We start from the raw sequence: 26,441 nt of genomic DNA on the forward strand, positions 1-26,441 counted from the left end.
AGTATGGATGATAATAAATTGCATATAGTTCCTATGCCATCAAAAGGCCAAAAACATGACCCAAGTATGGGGCGTATTGTTTTGAATGGAACAGAAAATTTTTATGTAACCATAAAAGAGTACAAAGAAGTTGAGAAAAAAATAAAAATACTGGAAGATAAAAAGAAACAAGTACAGGATTTTGCGAGACAAAAATGGATGGAGCGTGCCAAGGCAGGATGGAGCGAAAAAAAGCTAAAAGAAAATTACGAGGCCAATATGAAGGTTTGGTATGAATTGGATAAACAAATCGAATCTCTTCAAAAAAAATACAATGATGTAAACTGGAGCTGGCAGCTAGTAGGAGAAAAACTTGATTATAATAAGCTTTCTCACAATAAATCTTTTAACAAAGGAATTGCAGAAATTCAAAGGAATGGCAGCTTGAAAATTCATTTTGATAAAGTTATATTTGGCGGTGGTATGGCCTGGTTGGAGGCTTATCATGAAGAGGAAGGAGCTACAGGAAAAATTCCGTATGGCGTTTATGTGCAGGGTTACGGCAAACCAGAGGTTTTAGATGCGGTATGGACCGATTTTGAATACAATCCTATAATAGGAATGGTGGGTTTTGAGTCAAAAGTAATTTTGCATATCTATACCTCTGCAATGTACGGACAAAAGGTTGAAATAAGCCTGATGGAAAGAAATTGGAGATCTGCAAATAAAGAAGTGGATATTTCAGGAATGGCTGCTTTTGTGAGAGAAGTAACAATCATGAAAGGAAAAGACATCGATAATGGAAAAAATAGTACCTCGGGATTGTTAACCAAAACTTGTAAGGAAGACATTAATACTACAGAATCGAAAGTGGATTATGTGCAAAAAATTGAAGTAGAAGTATTAATTGATTCAAAGTGGGATAAGTCAAATCTTGGGGTTATAGATTTATATCCAAGGATAAAAGTATTAGAAACAGGTGCTTATTTTGAAGAGTTTCCCAAAGAAAGATGTTATCTGAAGGTTAATAAGCTTAGCAGGGTTAAAACAGCTCCTATAGAAGTAAGCAACAAACCTTCTGTTGTGCATACTATTGAAACTAATGTTGGGGCTTTTCATCCTTGTAAGTATACAGGAATTGAACTTAGGGTAATTCCTGAAACTAAAACTGAAAAAAAACGGGTTATTTTTAAAGAAAATAATATGCCAGGGTCTTCTGTCTGTAATATACCTATTATTTGTGCAGATACAGATCACTTTAAAAATTATTCAATAAAATTAATGGGGCTGGAAACGGAAGAATGTCGATTTCATGGTAAATCAAATGATCATAAAAAAACTTCTTTAAATGTATTGAAAATTCCTGAAAACTATCAATTAACTGATGATAATGGTGATAATGGTGAAATATTAAATTTTAAAGCAGCATTTAATTATCATCCTAGTAATGATAATCTGATAGAGAAGACCTCTCTTAAAATGTTAGAATATATTTGGCCAGTTAGTATGCGAGATGATAATAATCATGCTTTGGAATTGAGGGCTTTATCTTGTAGGTATGACAAAAGAATAAATGTTATTGCCTATCCTGATGTAAAATGGACTTTGGATTTTAGGTTTGGAATGAAAGGACCAGAACAGTTAACACATACAAATCTTCCAACCTACCCTAGAAACAGCGATAAAGAGAAAGTTGAAGAAAAACCTCAATCCAGACATAGTGATTCTTTTGAAAAAGCTCAAAAAGCGGGACAAATTAATACTTACGGAATGGCGAAAAGAGAGAATGGAATGGAATTAGAGTTTCAATTGGTTCTCAAAGCTGAATATAATAAAGGGGAGGAAATAGAGTTAGCCGAGAAATATGCTCAGAAAATAAAAAAGTTCTTAGAGTTGCTATTGCTATTAAAAGAAGGTTTAGATACTTTAACAAATATTGATAAAATAAATTCTGGGCATAAAAGAGCTGTAAAGGGGCTTGGTAAATTTTTGAAATCACCAATCGTTGGGACAATTGATTATCCCGCAATCAGCGTTGGAGCAAAATGGCAAGCAGCAATAAAAGATGATACAAATGAAATCTATACTGATGGAAAGATTGTTTTAAGATTTAATCCTTTGTTAAAAGGTGATGTCTCATTAGACATAATTGCTGCAATTTCTTATGTTCCTGCATTTGGACAGGTCGTAAAAGCAATTGAGATAGCATTAAATACTGCAGGGGCAGAATTGAACTTTATGCTCACAATATTTGGACAAGTAAATGTAGAATTTGAATATGCACTTGCCGAAAAAGGCGGTTCTAATTTAAACTTAAATGGAGAACTTGGACTCAAGCTTGTATTATCTGGGAAAGTTAAAGTAAATTTAAATGCTATTATTTTCAGTGTGAATGGTGAAATCCAAGCCGAAGCATATGCTGTTACATCTATAAAACCTAAAGCCAGTATAGGGCATGATAATAAAGGAACTTTTGTAGAAGCAAAATGTGATTTTATGGGAATTAATATTGTTTGTATTATTACTGCAAAAGGTAAAAACAATCAAATACAATATAAAGACACTTATAATCTTTTCGATAGAAAAGATGATTTTGTTAAAGGCAAAAAATATTTAATAGAATCATAAAAGATGAAATATGTAATATCCATTTTAGCACTATTTATACACTTTGAAATTTATTCGCAAACTAACAAAACCAACATGGAATTGATAAAAAAAGAAATTTTAGATAATAAAAAAACATATACCGCAAAACCATACTATACTGTAAAATTACAAATTCAAGCTTGCGATTTTGAGCTATTGCTTAACGACATTCCTGTATTTAGCTATAGTGTAAAAAGTGGTATGACAAATGAAATACCCTTGAACTGTTATATTTTAAAAAGCGGAGAACAAAATTTAAAAATTAAATTGACACCAATTATTAATCAATTAAATCTTAGTGAACAAGTCGATTTATCTCTGGATCTTGGTTATAACAATATTATCGGTGAAAGCAGTCTTGGACAATATATTCAATCAGCAAAATTTCAGTTGCCTCAAGAAATAAAAGATGAAAAACTTCCTTATTTTGAAATGGAAATTCCATTTATTGCAGAGGTTCCTTGGGATTATAGTTCTATTTTAGATAATGCTCAAGATTTATCTAAACAATCTAATTTATTAAAACAAACAGTAAATAAATTTTATCACATATTAGAAACCAAAGATTCAAAAAAATATTTTGAATTAATGAAAGGGAGTCTTAAAATCCAATCGGATGTTGAATATATGTCAAGAGAAGAAACTAAAAAATTACTAAATGATTTGAATCTCTCACAAATTAAAAAATTGTATCCCATGGATGATTATGAAATAAAATTTTATACTAATAACAAATTGGTGAGATTTGTGAGTAAAACCAAAGATGAAGATGGAAATCAATATCTTTATAAATATACTGTTCCTCCACTTATAGAAGGGAAACTTGATGGAGAAGGATCCTTTAATTATCTATTTTATCTTCCAAAAGACAAAGAACAATTAGAAGTATTTTAATTTGATATTATAAAATGCTAAAAGAAAAAATTAGAAAAGAAGAAGTTGCTTTTGTAAAAAAGGTATTCAATAAAAATTTATGGAAATCATTAGTTATAATGCCTTTTATTTTGGTGTTGTTATGTTTGCCAATTTATTTTTTATTTTTTTTTTATTAGCTTATTTCTATTTCACAGTCATTTAGATAATTTATTAACAATATATGTTGTTTCGATTTTTGGATTAGTAGTTTTAAATTTTCTATATGGAAAAATCATTATCAATAAAAGGATTGAGAATCAAAAAATCTATAAAATAACGGATGATTTATGGGTTGAAAAAAAAGATAATTATACATATACTTCAGATTCTTCTTCAGATAGTAATTATTTTAGATTGTATCTAATAAATAAATATGAGCAAAAAAAAGGAATCTATATCAGTAAGGATGATTATAAAAAAATAAAAGAAAAGGATGTAATTACAATTACATATTTTGAGATAGTAAATATTAGCATAAAAGCCGTTTGTAATAATCAAGAATTGGAGTACGCTCGTTTTTTTACCATAAGAAATTGGAAATTTTGGTAATGTTATGTGTGATTATTGCAAAGTAAGTAATTACAAAATGGGAAAACCGAATTAGAAATTTTTTAAGATGAAAACAAGGAAAATTACTGAAGAAGAGATGCTATTTGTTAGTCAAGTATTTAGTAAAACGATTAGAAGCTCAAGTCTTATTATTTTGTTTTACTGTCTTTTTTTCTGCTTTTTTTGTTTATTTCTTTTTCAAATTTTTTCTCAGAAATTCAAATCAATATATCACTTTCCAGATCAGATTTTTCAATTTCGAAACCAAAACCTAAGCGTTCAACCAGCTCTATTACCAGCTTTTTATACCAGTTTTCAGATTTTGGATGAATGTATATTTTTTCAATTAATTGATTGATGTCCACATTGATTTTTAATCCGTCGTTTAATTTGATGTCGCTTTTTGAAGTGTCACTCAGAATTCGGACTTCTCTTTCGTATTGAAAACTTTTTCTCTTAAATAAAAATGGAAAGAATAAATCATCAAACGGAATATATTCTTTTTTGTAATCAATGTAGTTTACTTCGCCAATATACTGATCAAAATTATTTTCTGGTTTTACAGCTTTTTGCAGTCTTTTAATGGTGGACTGAATCGCTAAACCTTCATTATTTTTGGTAAAAATCTGCCACATGGCAAAAGATTCATATTCGTTAATATGCCAACTGCTAATCGCTACTTTTTCGCGATGCGTTTTGTAGTAATTTAAAAACTCGGGATTATCTGCGGCAAGTTTTTTGATCTCTTCATAAGTAGGTTCGCTAAAAGTGCCTTCATATTGATCTTCAAACTTGTCTGAACGCGACATAAAAAGTTTTTTCGAAAGCAATAAATCTAGAAATTTAGATAAGTCAAGATATTTCCAAACAATAGTATCAGGATCGTCAGGAAGTTTTATGTTGGGGTTGTTAAGATACATTTTCTGAAAGAATTAAATTTCAATCTTTAACTATCCTAAAGTTATAAAAATAAACACAGATTAAAGAAATTAAACTGAGTTTTAATATTTCCTTAATCTGTGTTAGATTATTTGGTATGTGAAAATCTTATGATTCGAAAGACTGCATTGTTACCAATTTATTGTAAGTTCCGTTTTTTGCAATTAATTCGTCGTGAGTTCCCTGTTCAACGATTTTTCCTTTCTGCATTACCACAATAACATCTGCTTTTTGAATTGTAGAAAGACGGTGTGCAATTACGATTGAAGTTCTGTTCTGCATCATGTTTTCGAGTGCCACCTGAACAAATTTTTCGCTTTCAGTATCCAATGCTGATGTTGCTTCGTCCAAGATCATAATTGGTGGATTTTTCAATACAGCGCGAGCAATAGATAAACGCTGTTTTTGACCTCCTGAAAGCTTGTTTCCGCTGTCTCCAATATTGGTATAAATTCCTTTTGGAAGATCTTTAACAAACTCATAGGCGTTTGCAATTTTTAGAGCCTCGATAATTTCATCATCAGTAGCGTCTAATTTTCCTAATGAAATATTAGCTTTTATGGTGTCATTAAACAAGATGCTATCTTGTGTTACCAATCCCATTAAACTTCTTAGTGAATGAAGATTCATATCTTTGATATTGATTCCGTCAATAGAAATAGAACCTTCGTTTACATCATAAAAACGAGTAAGCAGGTTTGCAATAGTGCTTTTTCCGCTTCCAGATTGTCCAACAAGAGCAACGGTTTGTCCTTTTTTAATTTCAAGAGAAAAATCTTTTAAAACATTTTCCTCTTCATATTTGAAGTTGATGTTTTGAATAGTAATATTGTTATCGAAAGTAAATTTTTCAACTGCGTTTTCTTTAGAAACAATGATATTTTCTTGATCAAGAACTTCAAGAACACGTTCTGCGGCCGCGTTTCCTCTTTTTACTCCATAAGAGGCTTTAGAAATTGCTTTTGCAGGGGTTAAAATATTATAAGCTAATCCCATGTAAGCAATAAAAGCAGCGCCGTCTAACGTTTTGTCTATTAAAACCATTTGACCGCCATACCAAAGCAAAATGGCGATAACCGTAATTCCCATAAATTCACTAGCAGGAGAAGCTAAGTTTTGGCGGTTTCCAATTGTGTTTGATAAAGTAAAGAAACGATCTGTAGAACTTTGAAAAAGTCTATTAAAATAGTTTTCTGCATTGTATCCTTTGACAACTTTTAACCCCCCAATTGTCTCCTCGATGGTTGATAAGAAGGTGCCTTGTTCTTCTTGAGCTTTGCTAGACTGTTTTTTTAATTGTTTTCCAATTAAGGAAATAATATAGCCAGAAACAGGAATGAAAATGAATACAAATAAAGTTAGTTTAGCACTAATTATCAGCATGGCGATAATAGTGAATACAATCGTTAATGGCTCTTTGACAATAAGTTCCAAAATAGCTAAAAACGAAGTTTGCACCTCATTTACGTCGGCTGAAATTCTTGAAATTACATCTCCTTTTCTTTTTTCTGAATAGAATGATAACGGTAATTCAAGTGTTTTTTTATACATCGCATTTCGCATATCTCTTAACACACCATTTCGTAGAAAAGTAATAAAAAACATTGCTAAATAATCGGCTAAGTTTTTTAATAAAAAGATTGAAATAATGATAGCGACCATTATAGAAAGCACATAACCAGGATTATGGGTGTCAGTATTTGTAGTAATGTAGTAGCTTAAATAATCTTCAGCATATTCTTTTATGTGTGCAATTCCTTCATAAGTTGGCATCACTGTGTTTTTTTTGGTTTTGTCAAATAAAACCTGAATCATGGGAATTAATGCCATGAACGAAAGTGTGCTGAAAAGTGCATATAAAATATTGAAAAAGATATTTAAGAATGCGTATCTTTTATATGGGAATATAAAAGGAAATATTTTTTTGAAATTACTCATTTATTTTTGGATGTTATTTTTTTGCTGGGTTATGCTTGTTTGAGTTTTTAGCACTATATTTTTTTGTTATAATAAAATCATGTTAACGAATTTTTACTGCACAAAATTAATCCAATTGGATTGTTTTCAATTTCTTTTTAGTTTTTTTTATTAAAAAAAACTCTGATTTCGCATCTTTAAGAAATGCAAATCAGAGTTTTAAATATTGGACTCCTTGTTTTTAAAGACTATTTGCAAATGGAAATGTTTTCAAAAAAAAGATTTATTTAATTCAGTTGCATATCTGCAATAATGTTTTGGATTTTCTGATCTAAGAAACTTTCTGCTTCATCAAAATCAGAAACCGATTCGATTTCGGCATTTACACTAATGTAGAATTTAATTTTAGGCTCAGTTCCGCTTGGTCTTGCGCAAATTTTAGAACCGTCTTCAGTATAATAAATCAATACATTCGATTTCGGAATATCCATTGTTGATTCTGAACCGTCTAATAAATTTAAAGCGATAGATGATTGGTAATCTTCAACCATAATAACTCTTTGTCCGTTAATTTCTTTCAAAGGGTTTTGGCGTAAATCGATCATCATTTGGTTGATTTCCTGTAAACCTTCCATTCCTTTTTTTGTTAAAGAAACTAAGAATTCTTTGTAGAAGCCATTTTCAACATAAAGCTGTAAAAGTTCTTTGTAAACAGAACTTCCTGCGGCTTTTGCTTGAGCGGCAACTTCACAGATTAATAAGGTAGCGGCAACAGCATCTTTGTCTCTAACGGCATCACCAACCATAAATCCGAAACTTTCTTCACCGCCTCCGATAAATTCTAGTTCAGGAAAATCTTTGATCATTTTTGCGATCCATTTAAAGCCTGTCAATCCAACTTTGCACTCAACACCGTAGCTTGTTGCCAATTCCATCATCATTGGAGTTGAAACGATTGTTGAGCCAACGAATTGTTTTCCGTTAAGTTTACCTGCTTTTTTCCATTGTTTCAATAAGAAAGAAGTCATTAAAACCATAGTTTGGTTCCCGTTCAATAGAATCATTTTGCCGTCATTATTACGAACAGCAACTCCTAAACGGTCGCAGTCAGGATCTGTACCAACTACAATGTCAGAATTTGTTTTATCTGCTAAAGCCAAAGCCATTGTTAAAGCTTCAGGCTCTTCTGGGTTTGGAGATTTTACTGTTGGGAAATCTCCATCTGGAACAGCTTGTTCAGGAACAATATGTACATTTTTATATCCAGCCTGAGATAAAACATCTGGAATAGATTTTATAGAAGTTCCGTGCAATGAAGTAAATACAATGTGCAGATTGTCTTTGGCTTCAGCCGGAGTATTAAAACTTGCGTTTTCGATAGACGATTTTATAAAAGCCTTGTCAAGTTCTGTATCAATGTACTGAATCAAACTTTCGTTTGCGTTAAATTTGATTTTGTCATAACCTAAACTTTCAATCACATTTACAATTTCTTTGTCCTGCGGAGGAACGATTTGTCCTCCATCTTGCCAGTATACTTTGTATCCGTTATATTCTGGCGGATTGTGAGAAGCTGTTAAAACAATTCCGCATTGGCATTTTAAATATTTAAGAGCAAAAGATAATTCTGGAGTTGGTCTCAAATCAGAGAATAAATAAACCTGAATTCCGTTTGCTGAGAAAACATCAGCTACGACTTTTGCTAAAGTATTACTGTTATGACGGCAATCGTAAGCTATTACTACTTTTAAAGGTTCGTTTGGAAAAACTTTGTGCAGGTAATCAGATAATCCTTGAGTGTTTTTTCCAAGCGTATATTTATTGATTCTATTGTCACCAACGCCCATAACACCACGCATTCCTCCAGTTCCGAATTCTAAGTTTTTGTAAAAACTCTCTTCTAGTTCTTTTGGAGAAGTTGTCATTAATTCTTTAACTGCGGCTTGTGTTTCTTGGTCAAATGTTGGCGTTAACCATTCATTGACTGCGTTTAGTATGTTTGGTGCGATATTCATTTTGATTTCGTTTTATGTTCTATTTAAAAATAATTTTTTATTAAGGTTCAAAGGTGCTTTATGCAATAATTTTATGCCTTAATTAAAAAGATTTTAAAGACTGTAATATGTTTTAAAAATTAACCTCTCGTGCTACTTTATATCTTGCTTCGTTATTTTTTGTTCTTAAAATAATTTCCCCTAAGAATCCTGCTAAAAATAGCTGAGTTCCAAGAATCATGGTTGTTAAAGCAATATAAAACCATGGATTGTTTGTAACCAAGCTGTATTTCATTCCTGTATACATATGGTATAGTTTAGAGATCCCAATGTATCCAGCTGCTAAAAATCCGATAATAAACATTAAAGAACCCATGGCGCCAAATAAGTGCATTGGTCTTTTTCCGAATCTTGATAAAAACCAAATGGTAATCAAATCTAGGAAACCGTTTATAAAACGTTCCATTCCGAATTTTGTTTCGCCATATTTTCTAGCTTGGTGAATGACCACTTTTTCTCCAATTTTTCCGAATCCAGCATTTTTAGCCAAAACCGGAATATAGCGGTGCATTTCGCCAGAAACTTCGATGTTTTTTACCACTACGTTTTTGTAAGCTTTCAATCCGCAGTTAAAATCATTTAGCTCAACGCCAGAAGTTTTTCTAGCGGCCCAGTTGAATAATTTTGAAGGAAGATTTTTGGCCACAACAGAATCGTAACGTTTCTTTTTCCAACCAGAAACCAAATCGAATTTCTGAGCGGTAATCATTTCGTACAATTCAGGAATTTCGTCTGGACTGTCTTGCAAGTCGGCATCCATAGTAATGATAACATCACCTTTTGCTTTTGCAAAACCAGCATGTAAAGCCTGAGATTTTCCGAAGTTTTTCATGAAACGAATTCCTTTTACATTTGGATTTTCGTTAGAGAAGCCTTCAATAATCTGCCAAGAATTATCTGTACTACCATCATCTACAAAAATGATTTCATAAGAGTAATTGTTAGACTGCATCACTTTAATGATCCAAGTGTAGAGTTCTTTAAGTGATTCCTCCTCGTTTAGAAGCGGTATAAGTATAGATAAATTCATTTATATTTTTATTCTTGTGTAGATTTGCTTTTAAAAAATGCTGCGAAAATTAATCCGAAAATTGCGCTTACAACCATAGCAAAAACAGATCCTTTTAATAATTCAAAAGTAGAATACGGATTGCTTTCTTTCATTTTGGCAACAGCTTCATTAATTGCCGAAGCTGGCGTGCCAAATTTCTGCATCATACCAACAGTATATTTGATCATGATTTCGCTCAAAGTATCTTTTGCGCCTGGATCAACTACATTAAATAATACAATGTTGAAAGTTGTAGATATTAAAATACCGATTACTGCAGCTATAAAATAAGTAGTAAAAGCATCTTTAAAAGGAAAAACACCGTTTAAATCTTTCTTAGTTTTAGAAAGTAAAATGATACTAATTGTAAGGCTTATTACGATTCCTAGTATTCCCATCCACCAAGCTGTAAATAGATTTAAATCAACAGCATAGATTGTAGCGGTAACCAAAGCCGATGCAATTCCTATCATTACACCATACGTAACTCCATTCTTTTTTATAACTTCATTAATCATATTTCGATATGTTTAAAATTAATCCACAAATATAGTAATTCCCACTATAATCGGATATAAAAAAAGCTTTTCGAAATAAACTAAAAAAAAGTAAGCTAACTGTTTGTTTATTAAAAAAGAATTGTAAATTTGCACACTCAAAAATAATTAAATTTTTAAACAAAAAAGAGTATCATTTGTTTACACCTTTTTCTAACCATGAAAAAGCTTCAAAATAAAAATACTCCAAACAATAAATAAAAGAAAAGATGAAAAAAGGAATTCACCCAGAAAATTACAGATTAGTTGCATTTAAAGACATGTCTAACGATGAGGTTTTTATCACTAAATCTACTGCAGATACAAGAGAAACAATTGAAGTTGACGGAGTTGAGTATCCAGTTGTAAAAATGGAGATTTCTAGAACATCTCACCCTTTTTATACTGGTAAATCTAAACTTATCGATACTGCAGGACGTATTGATAAATTCAAAACTAAATACGCTAAACACGCTAAAAAATAATAGCTGTTTTAAATTATACAAAAGCCTTTCAATTCTGAAAGGCTTTTTTTTATGCGCCTATTTTTGATAATTAAAAGGAAGGGAATCTGATTTTAATATAGCCCGTGGTTTCAACCACGGGAAACGTATTGCAAATACATTGCGTTCCAGCGGTTGAAACCGCTGGCTATGTTTTTAGATGAGATTGTTTTTAATGCTGTTTAAGAAAGATAATTTCTCCTTAATAATAAAATATAGCCCGTGGTTTCAACCACGGGAAACGTATTGAGAGTATATAGCGTTCCAGTGGTTGAAACTGCTGGTTGTGTTTTTCCTGAGGATTAAACAATCAAGCTGTTCAGCTTGTCAAATAATCCTAATTTGGATGAACTATGATTAAGAGTAATTTAAAAATTTGTGAATTCGTGGCTATTTACATATAAACATAATTAATGTAACGTATAAATATTTGTAACTTTGGGGTCAGGTAACCAAATCAAATTTTAACAAACACTCAATTATTTATGAACTACATTCTTTTCGACGGTCCCGTTCGGAATGCTTTATTACCTTTTACCTTTACACGGCCAGTAGCTGATATTTTGGTGGGAATTATGACAATTCGCCAGAAATGGGAGAAATATCTAGGTTCTACAGTCACTACAATAACCGAAGAATATTTGTCTGAAAAATTTCCAATGGTTGAAATGGAAGAAAATATAATGATCAACGCAGCGTATTTGCCAAATGATACTCTTGCGGAGATGGTTTCTAATTTGACAGAAAATCAGGCAATTTTTAAAGGAGAAGATGTAATTGCATTTTTTACGAGCGAAAACCAAGAAGAAGTCGATTTTGATTCTTATGAAATTATTCAGTACAATGAAGATTGTATTACAATAGAGCATACTTGGGATATTTTTTCTAAAAACGATGCAGCAATTCGTCAGGATTTTAAATATCTGACTGAAGACCGTACGTCTCAGCCAATTCCAAAAAGTGTTAATGTAATTTCGCCTGAAAATATTTTTATCGAAGAAGGAGCAAAACTAGAGTTTGTAACCTTAAATGCATCGACTGGTCCTATATATATAGGTAAGAATACCGAAATTATGGAAGGAACCGTAATTCGTGGACCATTTGCTTTATGCGAAAATGCAATGGTAAAAATGTCGGCTAAAGTTTATGGCGCAACAACTGTTGGACCAGGAAGCCGAATAGGAGGTGAGGTTAAGAACTCAGTTCTTTTTGCTAATTCAAATAAAGGGCACGAAGGATTTTTAGGAGATTCTGTTTTAGGAGAATGGTGCAATATCGGGGCAGATTCTAATAATTCAAACCTAAAAAACAATTACGAAGAAGTGAAATTATGGAGCTACGAAATAGAAGGTTTTGCTAAAACAGGACTTCAGTTTTGCGGTTTAATGATGGGAGATCATAGTAAATGCGGAATCAACACGATGTTTAATACAGGAACTGTTGTTGGTGTAAGCGCTAATATTTTCGGAAGCGGATTTCCTCGCAACTTTGTCCCTAGTTTTTCTTGGGGTGGCGCGGCAGGATTTACGACTTATGTAACTAAGAAAGCTTTTGAAACTGCAAGATTGGTAATGAGTAGACGAAATATTGAATTCGATGCAACTGAAGCTGCAATTATGGAGCATATTTTTGAAGAAACTAAAAAATGGAGAAAAGACTGATTTTAATGAGATAATTAGATAATTAGTCAATTTGAAAATTAGATAATTTTTGCAAACCCGACAGGTTTTAAAAACCTGTCGGGTTTTATTTAGAGTTTTGAGAATTTTCTAATTGCCACATTTTCTAATTGCCACATTATCAAATTGCCATATTTTCTCATTTATCAATCTTAATGAAATCTCCTTTCATGTTGAATTTTAGTTCTAGACCATTGGTTAGTTTTGTTTCATAACCAGAAGATTCAATTTCTATTTTGGTTACATCTTCTTTAGGGAAGTTTGATTTTATATAAGAAGCAATTTTTTTTGGAATAATAGATTTTGGGACTTTTCCAGTTTTAGCATCCACTTCTTTCCAATTTCCTTTTTTGTCAAATTCAATTTCAATTTTGTTGTCAAACTGAACTTTGTATTCTGTAGAAAGAATTTCTTTGTCTTCCAGTATATAACTCGGTTTTTTAGATCCAAAATGTGTTTTTAAGAAGGTTTGTGCATTTCCTGGTAAAGCTTCTTTTTTAATTACAGTTTTTTGAGCATTTGCAGTAAGTCCAAATAGTAATCCTGCAATTAAGTAGACGGTCAGTTTTAATTTCGTTCTCATATTTTGCTGATTTTTAAATTCTTATACAAGATAAGATTAAAATTTTAAAATTTAGCAAAACCATTGTGGTTTCGTTTATTACAGTTTTGGTATTATTTAGTTATTGTATTATCTAATTGGCACATTTTCAAAATTATCTAATTATCAAATTGGCACATTATCTAATTAAATCTATCTTTGCAGCACGAAAAAAATGGGTAGTCGGATAAACGATTAACCGATTAAACAAAATTCACAAACACAAATGATTACAGTTAACGATATTTCGGTTCAGTTTGGCGGAACTACACTTTTTAGCGATGTTTCTTTTGCTATTAATGAAAATGATAAAATTGCCCTTATGGGTAAAAATGGTGCGGGGAAATCGACACTTTTAAAGATTATTGCAGGTGCAAACAAGCCTTCGACAGGAAGTATCTCTGCTCCAAAAGAGGCTGTGATCGCTTACTTGCCTCAGCATTTGCTTACTGAAGATGGTGCGACAGTAATGGAAGAAGCGTCAAAAGCTTTCAGCGAGATTTTTACAATGAAAGCTGAAATTGATAATATCAATGAGCAATTAACAGTTCGTACTGATTATGAAAGTGACGAATACATGAAATTGATCGAGAGAGTTTCTGACTTAAGCGAGAAATTTTATGCTATTGAAGAAGTAAACTACGAAGCAGAAGTTGAGAAAATATTAGTTGGTTTAGGTTTTGAAAGAGAAGATTTCGCACGTCAAACTTCAGAATTTTCAGGAGGATGGAGAATGCGTATCGAGTTGGCTAAGATTTTGTTGAGGAAACCAGATTTGATTTTGCTGGATGAGCCAACCAACCACATGGATATCGAGAGTATTCAATGGTTAGAAGATTTCTTATTGACTCAAGCAAAAGCAGTTGTTGTAATTTCTCACGATAGAGCGTTTGTGGATAATATTACAAATCGTACGATCGAGGTAACAATGGGGAGAATTTACGATTACAAAGCAAAATATTCTCATTACTTAGAATTAAGAAAAGATCGTAGAATTCACCAGCAGAAAGCGTATGATGAACAACAGAAAATGATTGCTGAAAATCGTGCTTTTATTGAGCGTTTTAGAGGAACATTTTCTAAGACTGATGCTGTTCAATCTCGTGTTAAAATGCTTGAGAAACTTGAAATAGTAGAGGTTGATGAAGTTGATACATCTGCATTGCGTTTAAAATTCCCACCAGCGGCACGTTCTGGACAATATCCAGTTATTGTAAAAGAAATGTCTAAAGCTTATGGAGATCATGTTGTTTTTAAAGATGCAAACATTGTAATAGAACGCGGTCAGAAAGTAGCTTTTGTTGGAAAAAATGGTGAAGGAAAATCTACCATGATTAAAGCGATCATGAAAGAAATTGGTGTTGATTCTGGAAGTGTTGAAATCGGACATAATGCTCAAATCGGATATTTTGCTCAAAATCAAGCGGCGCTATTAGATGAAAATGCTACCATTTTTGAAACTATTGATAGTATTGCGGTTGGAGATATTAGAACGCAAATCAAAAATATTTTAGGCGCTTTCATGTTCCAAGGAGATGATATCACTAAAAAAGTAAAAGTGCTTTCTGGAGGAGAAAAGACTCGTTTAGCAATGATTAAATTATTGTTGGAGCCAGTTAACTTGTTAATTCTGGATGAGCCTTCGAATCACTTGGATATGAAGACTAAAGACATTATTAAAGATGCTTTAAGAGATTTTGACGGAACTTTAATCTTAGTTTCTCACGATCGTGATTTCCTTGACGGATTAGCAACTAAGGTTTTCGAATTCGGAAATAAACGAGTAAAAGAGCATTTTGAAGATGTGGCTGGTTTCTTAGCACATAAGAAAATGGATTCTATGAGAGAAATCGAAAAATAATATTTTTAATATAAAATCTAAAAAGGGCGCAAGTTTTAAACTTGCGCCCTTTTTTATTGCTGTCTATTTTAATAACAGTATTTTAATGCAATTTTTTTTACATAAAATATCTTTTTTTGTTATTTTAGTACTTCCATTCCGTGTTGACTATAAGCTGTTAACTTTTGATCTCAAGAATAAAGAGCTGATTTTTTTAAATCGACTATATAAGCGTTAATATTTCAATTTATTTTAAGCCTATGAGTAGAAGTCTACTAATGCCATTTTTTTTTCTTTTTTTAATGCCAATTTTTTTACACGCACAAGGAGATTTGAATCAGGGAGCTGATAAGATAGATAAAAAAGAGGATGGAGAAATAAAATATCCGCAGTTTCAATTAAGAGGACTTCTTCAAGCCAGATATTTAGAAAGTTTTGGAGATAATGTAGATGTTTTAGGAGCTCAGCATTCAACAGGAGATGCAATACAAAGTTCTTTTGATATAAAAAGAATGCGTGTTGGATTGAATACCAAATTAAGTGAAACTACAGAAATTGTGATTTTGGTTAATTTGGCAGACTTTAAATCAGATACAAAAGGAAAAGTTCTTGAAAATGCCTACGGAAAATATACTTTCAATAAATATATAGCTTTAACAGGAGGACAGTTTCGTCCTGCCTTTGGTATTGAGGAGCTTGTTCCAGTAGATATTATTAAATCTTTCGATTTTTCTAATCAATATTATGAATTTGGAAAAAACGGATGGACTAGCTTTCAAATTGGAGCATCGGCAACAGGAGCTTTTGATATTGGAAAAATTCCTGTGAATTATGCTGTTTCGGTTTTAAACGGAAACGGAAAAAATCAGGAAATGGATAAAGATAACGGAAAACAATATTCTTCGAGATGGGTTTTCGGTTTATCAAAAGAATATGAGATTAATTTAGGTTTAAACGGCGGTTTCGGAAAAGTTTTTAAAGAAGACGTTTTTGCAATTGGAGCAGATATTACCAGCGATTTTAAATTAACCGACAAGTTTAGTTTTGATTTACAGATAGAGTATAAGCAAGGAACAAATCATAATTTATATTATTCCCTGCCAGTTGAAAGCCGAATGGGTAATGTTGCCGATTATCAAATGCGCGGGATTTATTTCCTGCCAAACTTGAGATATACCGTAAATTATCAAAAACTCACAGCGCTTGAATTGTCGTGTCGTTACGAAACTTTTGATCCTAGTTATAAAATCAATTCAAACGTACGCACCACTTATACGCCAATGGTCAGTTTAGAATTCGGAAAATCGTATACAGGTCGTATCGAAATGGGATTTGAGATTGACAGATTCGATAAAAGCATTCCTGGTACAACAACCTACGATAATGATTTATTTTTAATTCAGTTGCAGCTCAGGATTTAATTCACTTAATTTTTGTTTTATGAAAGAAGTAAAAATTCCACAGACTCTAATTACGCTGGCAGTTTTAGTTGCCATTTGGTTTATTCCAGCTCCAGAAGGTGTTGTGATAGAAGCGTGGCATTTATTTGCCATTTTCGTAGCTACTATTTTAGGAATCATCTTAAAAGCAGCTCCGATGGGAACTATGTGTATGATTGCTATTGCCCTAACGGCAATGTCTCAGGTCTTAGCTCCAGGAGATTCTGGAAAGTCGATTACATTAGCATTAAAAGGATTTGGTGATAAAGTAATCTGGCTGATCGGAATTTCATTTTTCATCGCGAGAGGATTTATAAAAACAGGTCTTGGAAATAGAATTGCTTTTTTATTCATAAAAATATTCGGAAAAAGTTCTTTAGGGCTCGCTTATGGTTTAGGATTGGCAGATTTAGTTTTAGCGCCAGCTGTTCCAAGTAATACGGCTAGAGGAGGAGGAATCGTTTATCCGATCATGAAATCTATGTCGATGAGTTTTGGTTCGATGCCAGACAAGCCAGAAACGCATAGAAAATTAGGGGCATATTTAACTTTGAATAGTTATAATATGAACCTGATTGCTTCTTCGATGTTCTTAACAGGAACAGCAAGTAATCCGATGTGTCAGAAGTTTGCGCTTAATTTAGGGATAAAAATCAGCTGGATGTCATGGGCGGCTGCGGCGATTGTTCCGGGTTTATGTGCTTTTATTGTAATTCCGTTTGTTTTATATAAAATTTACCCGCCAGAATTAAAAAAGACGGGAGATGCGCCACAGATTGCAACACAAAAACTGAAAGAAATGGGAGCGATCACAAGAGATGAATGGATGATGCTGCTTACATTTTTTATTCTTCTTTTCCTTTGGATGACGGGAGATTTGTTTTCTATTGATGCAACAACAACGGCTTTTATCGGATTGGTAATTTTGCTTCTAACTTCAGTTTTGACTTGGGAAGATGTTAAATCAGAAAAAGGGGCGTGGGATACCATTGTCTGGTTTTCTGTTTTGGTTATGATGGCCAGTTCGCTAAACGAATTAGGTTTTATAGCGTGGTTCAGTGATTTGGTAAAAGCGCAAATTGGCGGATTAAGCTGGCAAATGGCTTTTCCAATTATTATATTAGTGTATTTCTTTAGTCATTACCTTTTTGCAAGTGCCACTGCGCACGTTGCAGCAATGTACGCAGCTTTACTTGGTGTTGGTGTTTCGCTTGGAATTCCGGGGTTGTTGTTAGCGTTTATGCTCGGTTTTGTTGGATCTCTTTACGGAACTTTAACTCATTATGGTCACGGTCCGGCACCCGTATTTTTTGGGAGCGGTTACGTTGACCTAAAGAGCTGGTGGGTCAAAGGGCTTATAACCGGTTTGGTTATGCTCTTAATCTATATGGTAATAGGAGGATTGTGGCTCCGAATTATTGGATACTTTTAGATTCTAATTCCTGGAGGAAGTAGTTCTTTGTATTTAGGATTCTTTTTGAAAAACGAAACAATCTTTGGATGGATAGGAACTACTCTGTAATTTTTTTCAGAACTTAACTCTAATATATTTTTAAGTAAAGTGTTGATTGTTTCTTCGTTCTCGAATGAATCAGGTTTGTTGATTTTGGTTAAAAAGATTTTCTTTTCTTGAAATTGATACTCAACTGCCAACATTCCTTCAGGAATGACAGTTTCGAATTGGCGTGCAAATGTGTTGTCTTTGATTTCCATAGTTACAGATGTTTCCATAGTAATTTCTTGTTAGGTTATTGGTAAATAGTGAATTTGGGACTCGAAATACGTATTGAAAGAAAATTCTTTATAAGATTTAAAATCAAAAAATATTTCGAAATGCAAAGGTAATCATTTGATTTTCAATATTAAATTATTTTTTGCAGCTATAAACTTTAAGTTATTGTTTTGAAGTTTGATTTTTTGGGTTAGAAGCAATAAATAGGTCTGAAATTTGATTATCATGATATTAAAAAAAGGTAACTTTATTTTTTAGAATAAATATCCTAATGGTAATTTCATTTTAATGTTATGAGTAAAATTCCAGTTTATTTTATGCCAGGTTTGGCTGCGAGTTCATCTATTTTTGAGAGAATAAAATTGGATGAAAATATTTTTGAAACATATCTTCTAGAATGGGAAATTCCAAACCCAAAAGAATCTTTATCAGATTATGCGCTTCGAATTAGTAAAAATATAAAACACGAAAATCCTGTTTTAATCGGAGTTTCCTTCGGCGGAATCCTGGTGCAGGAAATTTCGAAGCATATAAAAGCGCGAAAAGTCATTATTATATCAAGTGTAAGAAGCAATCACGAGTTTCCTAGAAGAATGAAAATAGGGAAGTCTACAAAAGCGTATAAGCTAATCCCGATGCAGCTGATTCTCAATGTTGAAAAACTGGCTAAGTTTTCTTTTGGCGAAAAAGTCAATAAGAGAATTAAATTGTACGAGAAGTTTTTATCTGTTCGTGATTTAGGTTATCTGCAGTGGGCTGTAGAAAGCGTAATTTTATGGGATCGCGACCAAATTGATGAAAATGTGGTTCATATTCACGGAGATAAAGATGATGTTTTTCCGATTAAATACATTGATAAATGCATTTTAGTTAAAGGAGGAACTCATATTATGATTCTCAATAAGTATAAATGGCTGAATGAGAATTTGCCTTCGATAATACTTGATTAAATTCCAATTTTTTAAACTCCAAATTCCAAATCTGTGTACATGTAGTTTTGTCATCCTGAGGAACGAAGGATCACACTCGTATCTCGAAATAGATTAGCGATACTCTTTGTGGAATTTCTAGTGTGATCCTTCGTTCCTCAGGATGACAAACTATGCGGAAAATGTCAGTTAAGAATAATCTAAAATCTAAACTCAAAAATCTACAATAAAAAAAATCCCAAACTCCTTTTTTTGGAATTTGGGATTTTAATATTTTAGAATTTAAAGAAAATTTAGATTTTCTTCATTTGTTCTTTCATCATAGAGATTTGCTCTTTCAGCATTCCTTGTTTGTCTAATTTTTTAGCTTCGTTTAATAAATTAGTCGCTTCAAGTTTTCTTCTGCGAGACATTGCAACTCCTGCAAGGTTTAATTTAGCTACAGCTAAATCCATATCCATTGATAGTCCAAGTTCGATTGCTTTTTTGAAATGTTTCTCCGCTTGGTTGATATTGGTTTGAGATAACATGATACCTTGTAAATAATTTAAGTATCCTTGTTGTTTTCTTACTAATGCACCTTCTGGGTTTTTGATATATGATAACCATTTATTAGCTCCTGCGAAGTCTTGTTTTCTTAATTTAAGGAAAGCTAAAAGGATAAATTCGTTTTTAAAATAAAGAAAAATCGGAATTGCAGTCAATAATATAAGAAAGATTCCATTTCCGATATTACTTTCTGTAAATTGCCAAATGCCCGCCACTACTAGAAGTCCGGCCAAAATAAGTTTAATATTCTTGTGAAACATAATTATTGTAAATTTGTGATTGCAAAGATAGTAAAAGGAATTAAAAATATTTTTATAAAAGTGCTTGCCAGAAAAAAAAGTCTTTGTATATTTGCACTCGGTTTTTGAACAACGATATCCAAAACCAAAACAAAGAGTTAATAGATACCATTTTTAAAGATACAAAGCAATGAGCAAAAGAACATTTCAACCATCGAAAAGAAAAAGAAGAAATAAGCACGGATTTATGGACAGAATGGCTTCTGCGAATGGAAGAAAAGTTCTAGCGCGTAGAAGAGCAAAAGGAAGACATAAATTAACTGTTTCTAGCGAGCCTAGACACAAAAAATAATGTTTGTATAAACATACATAAGGCGATTACTTTTTTAGTATCGCCTTTTTTTATACCTTTTCGGTAAAATTTTATCCAACTTTCTAGTTTATAATGCACTAGAGAGGTTTTTAAAACGTAAATAACTACACAATACATACAAAATGCCTAAAGACACATCAATAAAATCAGTTTTAATAATAGGTTCAGGACCTATTGTTATTGGCCAAGCTTGCGAATTCGATTATGCGGGATCTCAATCTGCACGTTCGATTCGTGAAGAAGGAATTGAGGTTATCTTGATTAACTCGAATCCAGCGACGATTATGACCGACCCATCTATGGCCGATCATATTTATTTGAAACCTTTAACGACAAAATCGATTATTGAAATTCTTAAGGAACATCCGCAAATTGATGCAGTTTTACCAACAATGGGAGGACAAACAGCATTAAACTTGTGTTTGGAAGCTGAGGAAAAAGGAATCTGGCAGGATTTCGGAGTAAGATTAATCGGTGTTGATGTAAATGCAATTAATATTACTGAGGACAGAGAGCAGTTTAAACAGCTTTTAGAAAAAATTAATGTGCCAACTGCACCAGCAAAAACGGCTACTTCTTACTTAGAAGGAAAAGAAATTGCTCAGGAGTTTGGTTTCCCGCTTGTTATTCGTCCTTCGTTTACACTTGGAGGAACTGGAGCGGCAGTAGTTTACAAAAAAGAAGATTTTGATGAGCTTTTAACTCGCGGACTTGAAGCTTCTCCAATTCACGAAGTTTTGATCGACAAAGCTTTGATGGGATGGAAAGAATATGAATTGGAGCTTTTAAGAGATAAAAATGACAACGTTGTAATTATCTGTTCGATCGAAAACATGGACCCAATGGGAATCCATACTGGAGATTCGATTACAGTGGCGCCAGCGATGACATTATCTGACACAACTTTCCAAAAATTACGTGACTACGCTATCTTAATGATGAGAAGTATCGGAAATTTTGCAGGAGGATGTAACGTACAATTCGCAGTTTCACCAGACGAAAAAGAAGATATCGTAGCAATCGAGATCAATCCTCGTGTGTCTCGTTCTTCTGCTTTAGCATCAAAAGCGACAGGTTATCCAATTGCAAAAATTGCTTCAAAATTAGCTTTAGGATACAATTTAGATGAATTGCAAAACCAAATTACAAAATCGACTTCGGCTCTTTTCGAACCAACTTTAGATTATGTAATCGTAAAAATACCACGTTGGAACTTCGATAAATTTGAAGGTTCAGACAGAACTTTAGGTCTTCAGATGAAATCTGTAGGTGAGGTTATGGGAATTGGACGTTCTTTTCAAGAAGCGCTTCACAAAGCAACTCAATCTTTAGAGATTAAGAGAAACGGTTTAGGAGCTGACGGAAAAGGATATAAAAATTACGAACAAATTATCGAGAAACTAACTTATGCAAGCTGGGATCGTGTTTTCGTAATTTATGATGCAATCGCAATGGGAATTCCGTTGAGCACTATTCACGAAATTACAAGAATCGATATGTGGTTCTTGAAGCAATACGAAGAGCTTTATACTTTAGAGAAAGAAATCTCAAACTACAAAGTTTCAAATCTTCCAAAAGAATTATTGCTTGAGGCAAAACAAAAAGGTTTTGCAGATAGACAATTAGCGCACATGATGAGTTGTTTAGAAAGTGAAGTTCACGCTTTACGTATGGACATGAACATCAACCGTGTGTTCAAACTGGTTGATACTTGTGCAGCTGAGTTTAAAGCAAAAACACCTTATTACTACTCAACTTTTGAGGCAGAAATTGAAAAAGCAAATGGAGAACGTTACGTAGATAACGAAAGTATCCTAACAGATAAAAAGAAAGTAATTGTTCTAGGTTCTGGACCAAACAGAATTGGTCAAGGAATCGAGTTTGATTATTCTTGTGTACACGGAGTTTTAGCGGCTAAAGAATGCGGTTACGAAACGATCATGATCAACTGTAATCCTGAAACGGTTTCTACAGATTTTGATACTGCTGATAAATTATACTTCGAGCCAGTTTTCTGGGAGCACATTTATGATATTATTCAGCACGAAAAACCAGAAGGTGTAATCGTGCAGCTTGGAGGTCAGACAGCTCTTAAATTAGCAGATAAATTATCTAAATACGGTGTGAAAATCATCGGAACTAGTTTTGACGCACTTGACTTAGCAGAAGACAGGGGACGTTTCTCAGATTTATTAACTGAGTTACACATTCCTTTCCCAAGATTCGGAATCGCTGAAACGGCAGATGAAGCTTCAAAATTGGCTGATACTTTAGATTTCCCACTTTTAATTCGTCCTTCTTATGTATTAGGAGGTCAGGGAATGAAAATTGTAATCAACAAAAAAGAGCTTGAAGAGCACGTTATCGATTTGCTGAAAGCAATTCCAGGAAATAAATTATTACTAGATCACTACTTAGCTGGAGCAATCGAAGCTGAGGCTGATGCAATCTGTGATGCTGATGGAAATGTTTATATCATCGGAATTATGGAGCACATTGAACCTTGTGGAGTTCACTCTGGAGATAGTAACGCAACATTGCCTCCTTTCAACTTAGGAGAATTTGTAATGCAGCAAATTAAAGATCACACGCACAAAATTGCGAGAGCTTTAAAAACGGTAGGTTTAATCAATATTCAGTTTGCGATTAAAGATGATACGGTTTACATTATCGAGGCAAACCCAAGAGCTTCAAGAACGGTTCCGTTTATTGCTAAAGCTTATGGAGAGCCTTATGTAAACTACGCTACAAAAGTAATGTTAGGTCACAATAAAGTAACTGACTTTGATTTCAATCCACAATTAAAAGGATACGCTATCAAACAACCAGTTTTCTCTTTCAGCAAATTCCCGAACGTAAACAAAGCGTTAGGGCCAGAAATGAAATCTACAGGAGAAAGCATCTTGTTTATTGATGACTTGAAAGACGATCAATTCTACGAATTGTACTCTAGAAGAAAAATGTATTTGAGTAAATAATCTCAGATTCTATTATAAAAGAAAAGCTCCAATGAAAGTTGGAGCTTTTTTGTTTTATACGTTTTGATGTTCCGTAGGAACATTTTGTTGGTAGCGGAAATATTTTGTTGTTGTCGTTGTTACGTTCCGTAGGAACGTTTGGTATTGACATCATTTTTTAAACAACCCAATAATCAAACGTTCCTACGGAACGTAAATACTGCTGTTAGCTGTTTTTTTCTACCGATGAGACATTCCTACGGAATGAAAGCTAGGTATAAAAATACAAAGCTAAAGTTGTGTTTCAGTAAAGGGATAAAATAACAAAGGGGCTGTTTCAGTATTTGAAGCAGCCCCTTTAATATTTTAATTATAAATCCTATTCGTTTTGATTAAAGTTCATATTGTCTCTGGTGTTTTTTTGTACTGAAATTGCACCGAACAATGCTAATAGAAAAGCAAAGGCATAAAATCCTTTTTCGCTTTGAAGAATCGTTGCGTTCCATAATCCAACAATTAAAAGAACGATTGAAAGCAATGTTCCAAACCAGCAGATTCCATAATAAATATCAGTAACAGGAAGTTTTTCTAATCGGTCTCTTACGCTTTTTTGCAATGAAACAACAGCAAAAAGTCCGAACATTAAAACGGTGAAATAATATCCTTTTTCGTTTAATAGCATTTCAGCTCTAGCAAGTCCAACAATAAAACCAACTGTTCCTGCTCCAAGTGCAACCCAAGATGCCGCGATAAAGGCATTTGATGTTTTTTGTATCATAATTTATTATTTTGGTAAGAAGCAAATATAATTAAATTAGATTCAGAACAAAATAAATAACAGTTATTTTATTCAGTAAAATCTCTCAAATAGTAAAAAGAAAAAGCTCCAATTAGGGAGCTTTTCTCGTTGTAAAAAGTAAGATGTTTATTTTTTAAGCAATTGTTCTAAAGGTTTTAACTGTTCCATGTCTATTTTAGAATTTTGCAAAACAGACATTAAAGTCATAATATTATTCGGATTCATATCTTCCCCTAACACACGTACTACTGCAAATCCGGTCTCTTTTCTTTTGGCAAAAATGACAAACTCTTTGATATTGTCGTCACTTCCAACGTAGCTAACAGATGCCCCATCTTTTCCAGAGCCAAATTTCATTAATTCTTGATATTTTGGATCTTTTAATATGGTTTTTACTTTTGCTCTTTCTGTCTCAAACTGCGCTTGATTGCTTTGATCGGCTTTAAAAGCCAGAATGTTCATTTTATCAAAAGAATTCAAAGCTTCGGTTTGCTCTGCCGATAATTTAGTTGGATCAACATTCAAAATATTTGGTGAAATGTCTAAAGAAATAAAATCTTTTTTCTCCGAATTCTCAACAAAATACTTTTGAAGTGAAGGTTCAGAATTACAGCTCCCCAAAGTTAGAAGAGCTGTAAGTGCTAAGATGAAGATGCTTTTTTTCATTTTTATTTTTTGCCTTTAGAAGCTTTCTTTAAGTCTGAACCGCCAGGAAGCTGCATTTTATCTGTTAGTACTGAGATTTCGTTTAGGTCAAAATTACCAGTTAAAGATAGTAAAACCGTTTCGTCGTTTTTTGCACCGTCAACATACATTAAAAGTTCTCTTATCTGTGTATCAGTAGCGCCAGATTTTACCATTATCCTAACGTTTTTTCCGCCATCATTTACTCGCATTAATTCTTCTAGACCAGCAGTTTTTACATATTTATCGGCAGTAGCTTTCATGTCGGCTTCGATTTTTGGATTTTTAGTAGTAAACACTTTTAAGTAATCCAATTTTTTGATAAGAGCAATATATTGCTGCGTCTCTTTATCTGAAGCGTCAGTTTTTACTTTGCTCATTAAATCAAACATTTTTTTGTTTACAATTACTGAGGTTACATCATCTTGACCATCAAATTTATCGAAAGCACTTTGTGCATAAAAAGTGGTAGAAACGAATGCGAAGACTAAAGTTATAATGAAATTTCTCATGATTATTTTTGTTTAATTACTGTTTAAAGATTTTGTTTTTTGATTGTTCGTATTCTTTAATGTAGTGTACACTTTCAATACCCACATTAACATTGTTTGATAATAAAGCCAAAGCTTTTTGAGTCGCTTTTAGCGCTTCTTCGGGATCATCATAAGTTCCTAATTCTGTTTGCGAAGCTACTGCAGTAGTATCATTTTTTTCGCTAACAAAAAAGTAAGTTCCGATTCCGAGCAAAACAACAGCAGAAGCTGCAATCGATAACCACGCCACATTTCGTTTCTTAGTTTGTAGTGGAATCTCATACGTTGATTTCTGTTCTTTTGCTTGAGAGAAATAGCCAAACATAGGTTTGTACTGCTCCAAATGCTGCGCAACATTTGATGAAGAAAAGTATTCTTTTAATTGATTTTCTTCAGCAATAGAAGTTTCTCCCTGAAAGTATTTTTCTAATATCTCTTCTATTTTATTTGGTTCCATAAAGGTGTGTATTTGTCATTGATTCTCTAATTTTTTTTCTTGCTCTCGAAAGTGCCACTCGTATTGCGGTTTCGTTCATATTTACGATTTTGGCTATTTCTTCAAATTCATATTGTTCAACATCCCGCAGCTGAATTAATAGCTGCATTTGTTCGGGCATTTCGTTTATAATTTTTTCAACCCATTCTAAACTGTCTTGATCCTCCAGTTTTTTATCCAATTGCGGCTGCCGATCGGTAAAATTATTATGAACAATTTGCAGATTACTTGCTCTTTTAGATTTTAGCTGATCGAGACAATAATTTTTAGTCATTGTCATGGCCAATGCTTCGACGCTATTGTAGCTTTGCAGATTATCTTTTTTATTCCATAATTTTACCATTACTTCCTGAGTTGCATCTTCTGCTTCTTCAGTGCTGGTAAGCAATCTTTTTGCCAGACGAAAAACTTTGTCTTTGAAAGGATTTATTAATTCTATAAATACAACTTGGTTCATTAATCTGATGGTTAATCGTTAGCTTATATATTCAAGACGAGG

General features: G+C 32.9%; 23 protein-coding genes. 10 read left to right on the forward strand and 13 right to left on the reverse strand.

The annotated features are described in order from the left end of the window. Positions 1-3 precede the first annotated feature (3 nt). Positions 4-2,607 (forward strand): hypothetical protein, encoded by a 2,604-nt coding sequence (locus tag DM397_RS23260; RefSeq protein WP_111380145.1) that lies wholly within the window; start codon positions 4-6, stop codon positions 2,605-2,607. A 75-nt stretch (positions 2,608-2,682) separates the two neighbouring features. Beyond that, entirely contained in the window at positions 2,683-3,522 is an 840-nt protein-coding gene (locus tag DM397_RS23265) for a hypothetical protein (RefSeq protein ID WP_239457907.1), read from the forward strand. A 788-nt stretch (positions 3,523-4,310) separates the two neighbouring features. Here DM397_RS23265 and DM397_RS23275 read toward each other — a convergent pair. The 5 genes from DM397_RS23275 to DM397_RS23295 form a co-directional block, all read right to left on the reverse strand. Beyond that, positions 4,311-5,012 carry a DUF2971 domain-containing protein gene (locus DM397_RS23275; protein WP_111380149.1) on the reverse strand — a complete coding sequence of 234 codons (702 nt, stop codon included), beginning with the start codon at positions 5,010-5,012 and terminating at the stop codon, positions 4,311-4,313. Between the two features lie 127 nt (positions 5,013-5,139). Further along, on the reverse strand, positions 5,140-6,969 hold the full coding sequence (locus tag DM397_RS23280) for an ABC transporter ATP-binding protein (RefSeq protein WP_111380151.1): 1,830 nt from the start codon (positions 6,967-6,969) through the stop codon (positions 5,140-5,142). A 266-nt stretch (positions 6,970-7,235) separates the two neighbouring features. Continuing rightward, entirely contained in the window at positions 7,236-8,963 is a 1,728-nt protein-coding gene (locus DM397_RS23285) for a phospho-sugar mutase (RefSeq protein ID WP_111380153.1), read from the reverse strand. 112 nt (positions 8,964-9,075) lie between these two features. Beyond that, positions 9,076-10,032, reverse strand: coding sequence for a glycosyltransferase family 2 protein (locus DM397_RS23290; protein ID WP_111380155.1), 957 nt, complete (start codon positions 10,030-10,032; stop codon positions 9,076-9,078). 8 nt (positions 10,033-10,040) lie between these two features. Next, the gene (locus DM397_RS23295) at positions 10,041-10,571 is read right to left on the reverse strand and encodes a DUF4199 domain-containing protein (RefSeq protein ID WP_111380156.1); all 531 of its coding nucleotides are present in this window, start codon (positions 10,569-10,571) and stop codon (positions 10,041-10,043) included. A gap of 248 nt (positions 10,572-10,819) precedes the next feature. On the opposite strand from DM397_RS23295, the gene DM397_RS23300 reads away from it, so the two are divergent. Continuing rightward, positions 10,820-11,074: a type B 50S ribosomal protein L31 gene (locus tag DM397_RS23300; RefSeq protein WP_111363726.1), complete on the forward strand. Its 255-nt coding sequence runs from the start codon at positions 10,820-10,822 to the stop codon at positions 11,072-11,074. A 503-nt stretch (positions 11,075-11,577) separates the two neighbouring features. Next, entirely contained in the window at positions 11,578-12,753 is a 1,176-nt protein-coding gene (locus DM397_RS23305) for a GlmU family protein (protein ID WP_111380158.1), read from the forward strand. A 157-nt stretch (positions 12,754-12,910) separates the two neighbouring features. On the opposite strand, the gene DM397_RS23310 is transcribed toward DM397_RS23305, so the two are convergent. Continuing rightward, positions 12,911-13,354, reverse strand: a complete 444-nt coding sequence (locus DM397_RS23310) for a PepSY-like domain-containing protein (RefSeq protein WP_111380159.1) — start codon at positions 13,352-13,354, stop codon at positions 12,911-12,913. Between the two features lie 244 nt (positions 13,355-13,598). Between DM397_RS23310 and DM397_RS23315 the strand changes: the two genes are divergently transcribed. From DM397_RS23315 to DM397_RS23325, 3 genes are all read left to right on the forward strand, one after another. Then, positions 13,599-15,233, forward strand: a complete 1,635-nt coding sequence (locus DM397_RS23315; RefSeq protein WP_111380161.1) for an ABC-F family ATP-binding cassette domain-containing protein — start codon at positions 13,599-13,601, stop codon at positions 15,231-15,233. A gap of 281 nt (positions 15,234-15,514) precedes the next feature. Continuing rightward, positions 15,515-16,633 carry a porin gene (locus tag DM397_RS23320; protein ID WP_239457908.1) on the forward strand — a complete coding sequence of 373 codons (1,119 nt, stop codon included), beginning with the start codon at positions 15,515-15,517 and terminating at the stop codon, positions 16,631-16,633. 19 nt (positions 16,634-16,652) lie between these two features. Beyond that, complete coding sequence (locus DM397_RS23325; protein ID WP_111380164.1) at positions 16,653-18,083, forward strand: anion permease; 1,431 nt, start codon at positions 16,653-16,655, stop codon at positions 18,081-18,083. On the opposite strand, the gene DM397_RS23330 is transcribed toward DM397_RS23325, so the two are convergent. Then, on the reverse strand, positions 18,080-18,382 hold the full coding sequence (locus tag DM397_RS23330; protein WP_239457909.1) for a GNAT family N-acetyltransferase: 303 nt from the start codon (positions 18,380-18,382) through the stop codon (positions 18,080-18,082). The genes DM397_RS23325 and DM397_RS23330 overlap by 4 nt on opposite strands. Before the next feature lie 294 nt (positions 18,383-18,676). On the opposite strand from DM397_RS23330, the gene DM397_RS23335 reads away from it, so the two are divergent. After that, positions 18,677-19,333, forward strand: coding sequence for an alpha/beta hydrolase family protein (locus DM397_RS23335; RefSeq protein WP_111380166.1), 657 nt, complete (start codon positions 18,677-18,679; stop codon positions 19,331-19,333). A 272-nt stretch (positions 19,334-19,605) separates the two neighbouring features. Here DM397_RS23335 and DM397_RS23340 read toward each other — a convergent pair whose 3' ends face one another. Beyond that, complete coding sequence (locus DM397_RS23340; protein WP_008464839.1) at positions 19,606-20,121, reverse strand: hypothetical protein; 516 nt, start codon at positions 20,119-20,121, stop codon at positions 19,606-19,608. 169 nt (positions 20,122-20,290) lie between these two features. Here DM397_RS23340 and rpmH point away from each other — a divergent pair, with 169 nt between their 5' ends. Beyond that, on the forward strand, positions 20,291-20,452 hold the full coding sequence (gene rpmH / locus DM397_RS23345) for a 50S ribosomal protein L34 (RefSeq protein WP_008464848.1): 162 nt from the start codon (positions 20,291-20,293) through the stop codon (positions 20,450-20,452). A gap of 143 nt (positions 20,453-20,595) precedes the next feature. Continuing rightward, on the forward strand, positions 20,596-23,451 hold the full coding sequence (carB, locus tag DM397_RS23350) for a carbamoyl-phosphate synthase large subunit (RefSeq protein WP_111380167.1): 2,856 nt from the start codon (positions 20,596-20,598) through the stop codon (positions 23,449-23,451). A gap of 358 nt (positions 23,452-23,809) precedes the next feature. On the opposite strand, the gene yiaA is transcribed toward carB, so the two are convergent. The 5 genes from yiaA to DM397_RS23375 form a co-directional block, all read right to left on the reverse strand. Beyond that, a complete protein-coding gene (gene yiaA, locus DM397_RS23355; RefSeq protein WP_111380169.1) occupies positions 23,810-24,208 on the reverse strand; it encodes an inner membrane protein YiaA in 399 nt (132 codons plus the stop codon). A gap of 147 nt (positions 24,209-24,355) precedes the next feature. After that, positions 24,356-24,895: a DUF4252 domain-containing protein gene (locus DM397_RS23360; RefSeq protein ID WP_111380170.1), complete on the reverse strand. Its 540-nt coding sequence runs from the start codon at positions 24,893-24,895 to the stop codon at positions 24,356-24,358. Between the two features lie 2 nt (positions 24,896-24,897). Then, a complete protein-coding gene (locus tag DM397_RS23365; protein ID WP_111380172.1) occupies positions 24,898-25,425 on the reverse strand; it encodes a DUF4252 domain-containing protein in 528 nt (175 codons plus the stop codon). Positions 25,426-25,441: 16 nt separating this feature from the next. Then, entirely contained in the window at positions 25,442-25,903 is a 462-nt protein-coding gene (locus DM397_RS23370; protein WP_111380174.1) for a hypothetical protein, read from the reverse strand. Next, positions 25,890-26,399 carry an RNA polymerase sigma factor gene (locus tag DM397_RS23375; protein ID WP_008464858.1) on the reverse strand — a complete coding sequence of 170 codons (510 nt, stop codon included), beginning with the start codon at positions 26,397-26,399 and terminating at the stop codon, positions 25,890-25,892. Before DM397_RS23375 ends, DM397_RS23370 begins: the two co-directional genes overlap by 14 nt. Positions 26,400-26,441 lie beyond the last annotated feature (42 nt).

It is taken from the genome of Flavobacterium nitrogenifigens (genome assembly GCF_003254565.1).
Taxonomy (GTDB): domain Bacteria; phylum Bacteroidota; class Bacteroidia; order Flavobacteriales; family Flavobacteriaceae; genus Flavobacterium; species Flavobacterium nitrogenifigens.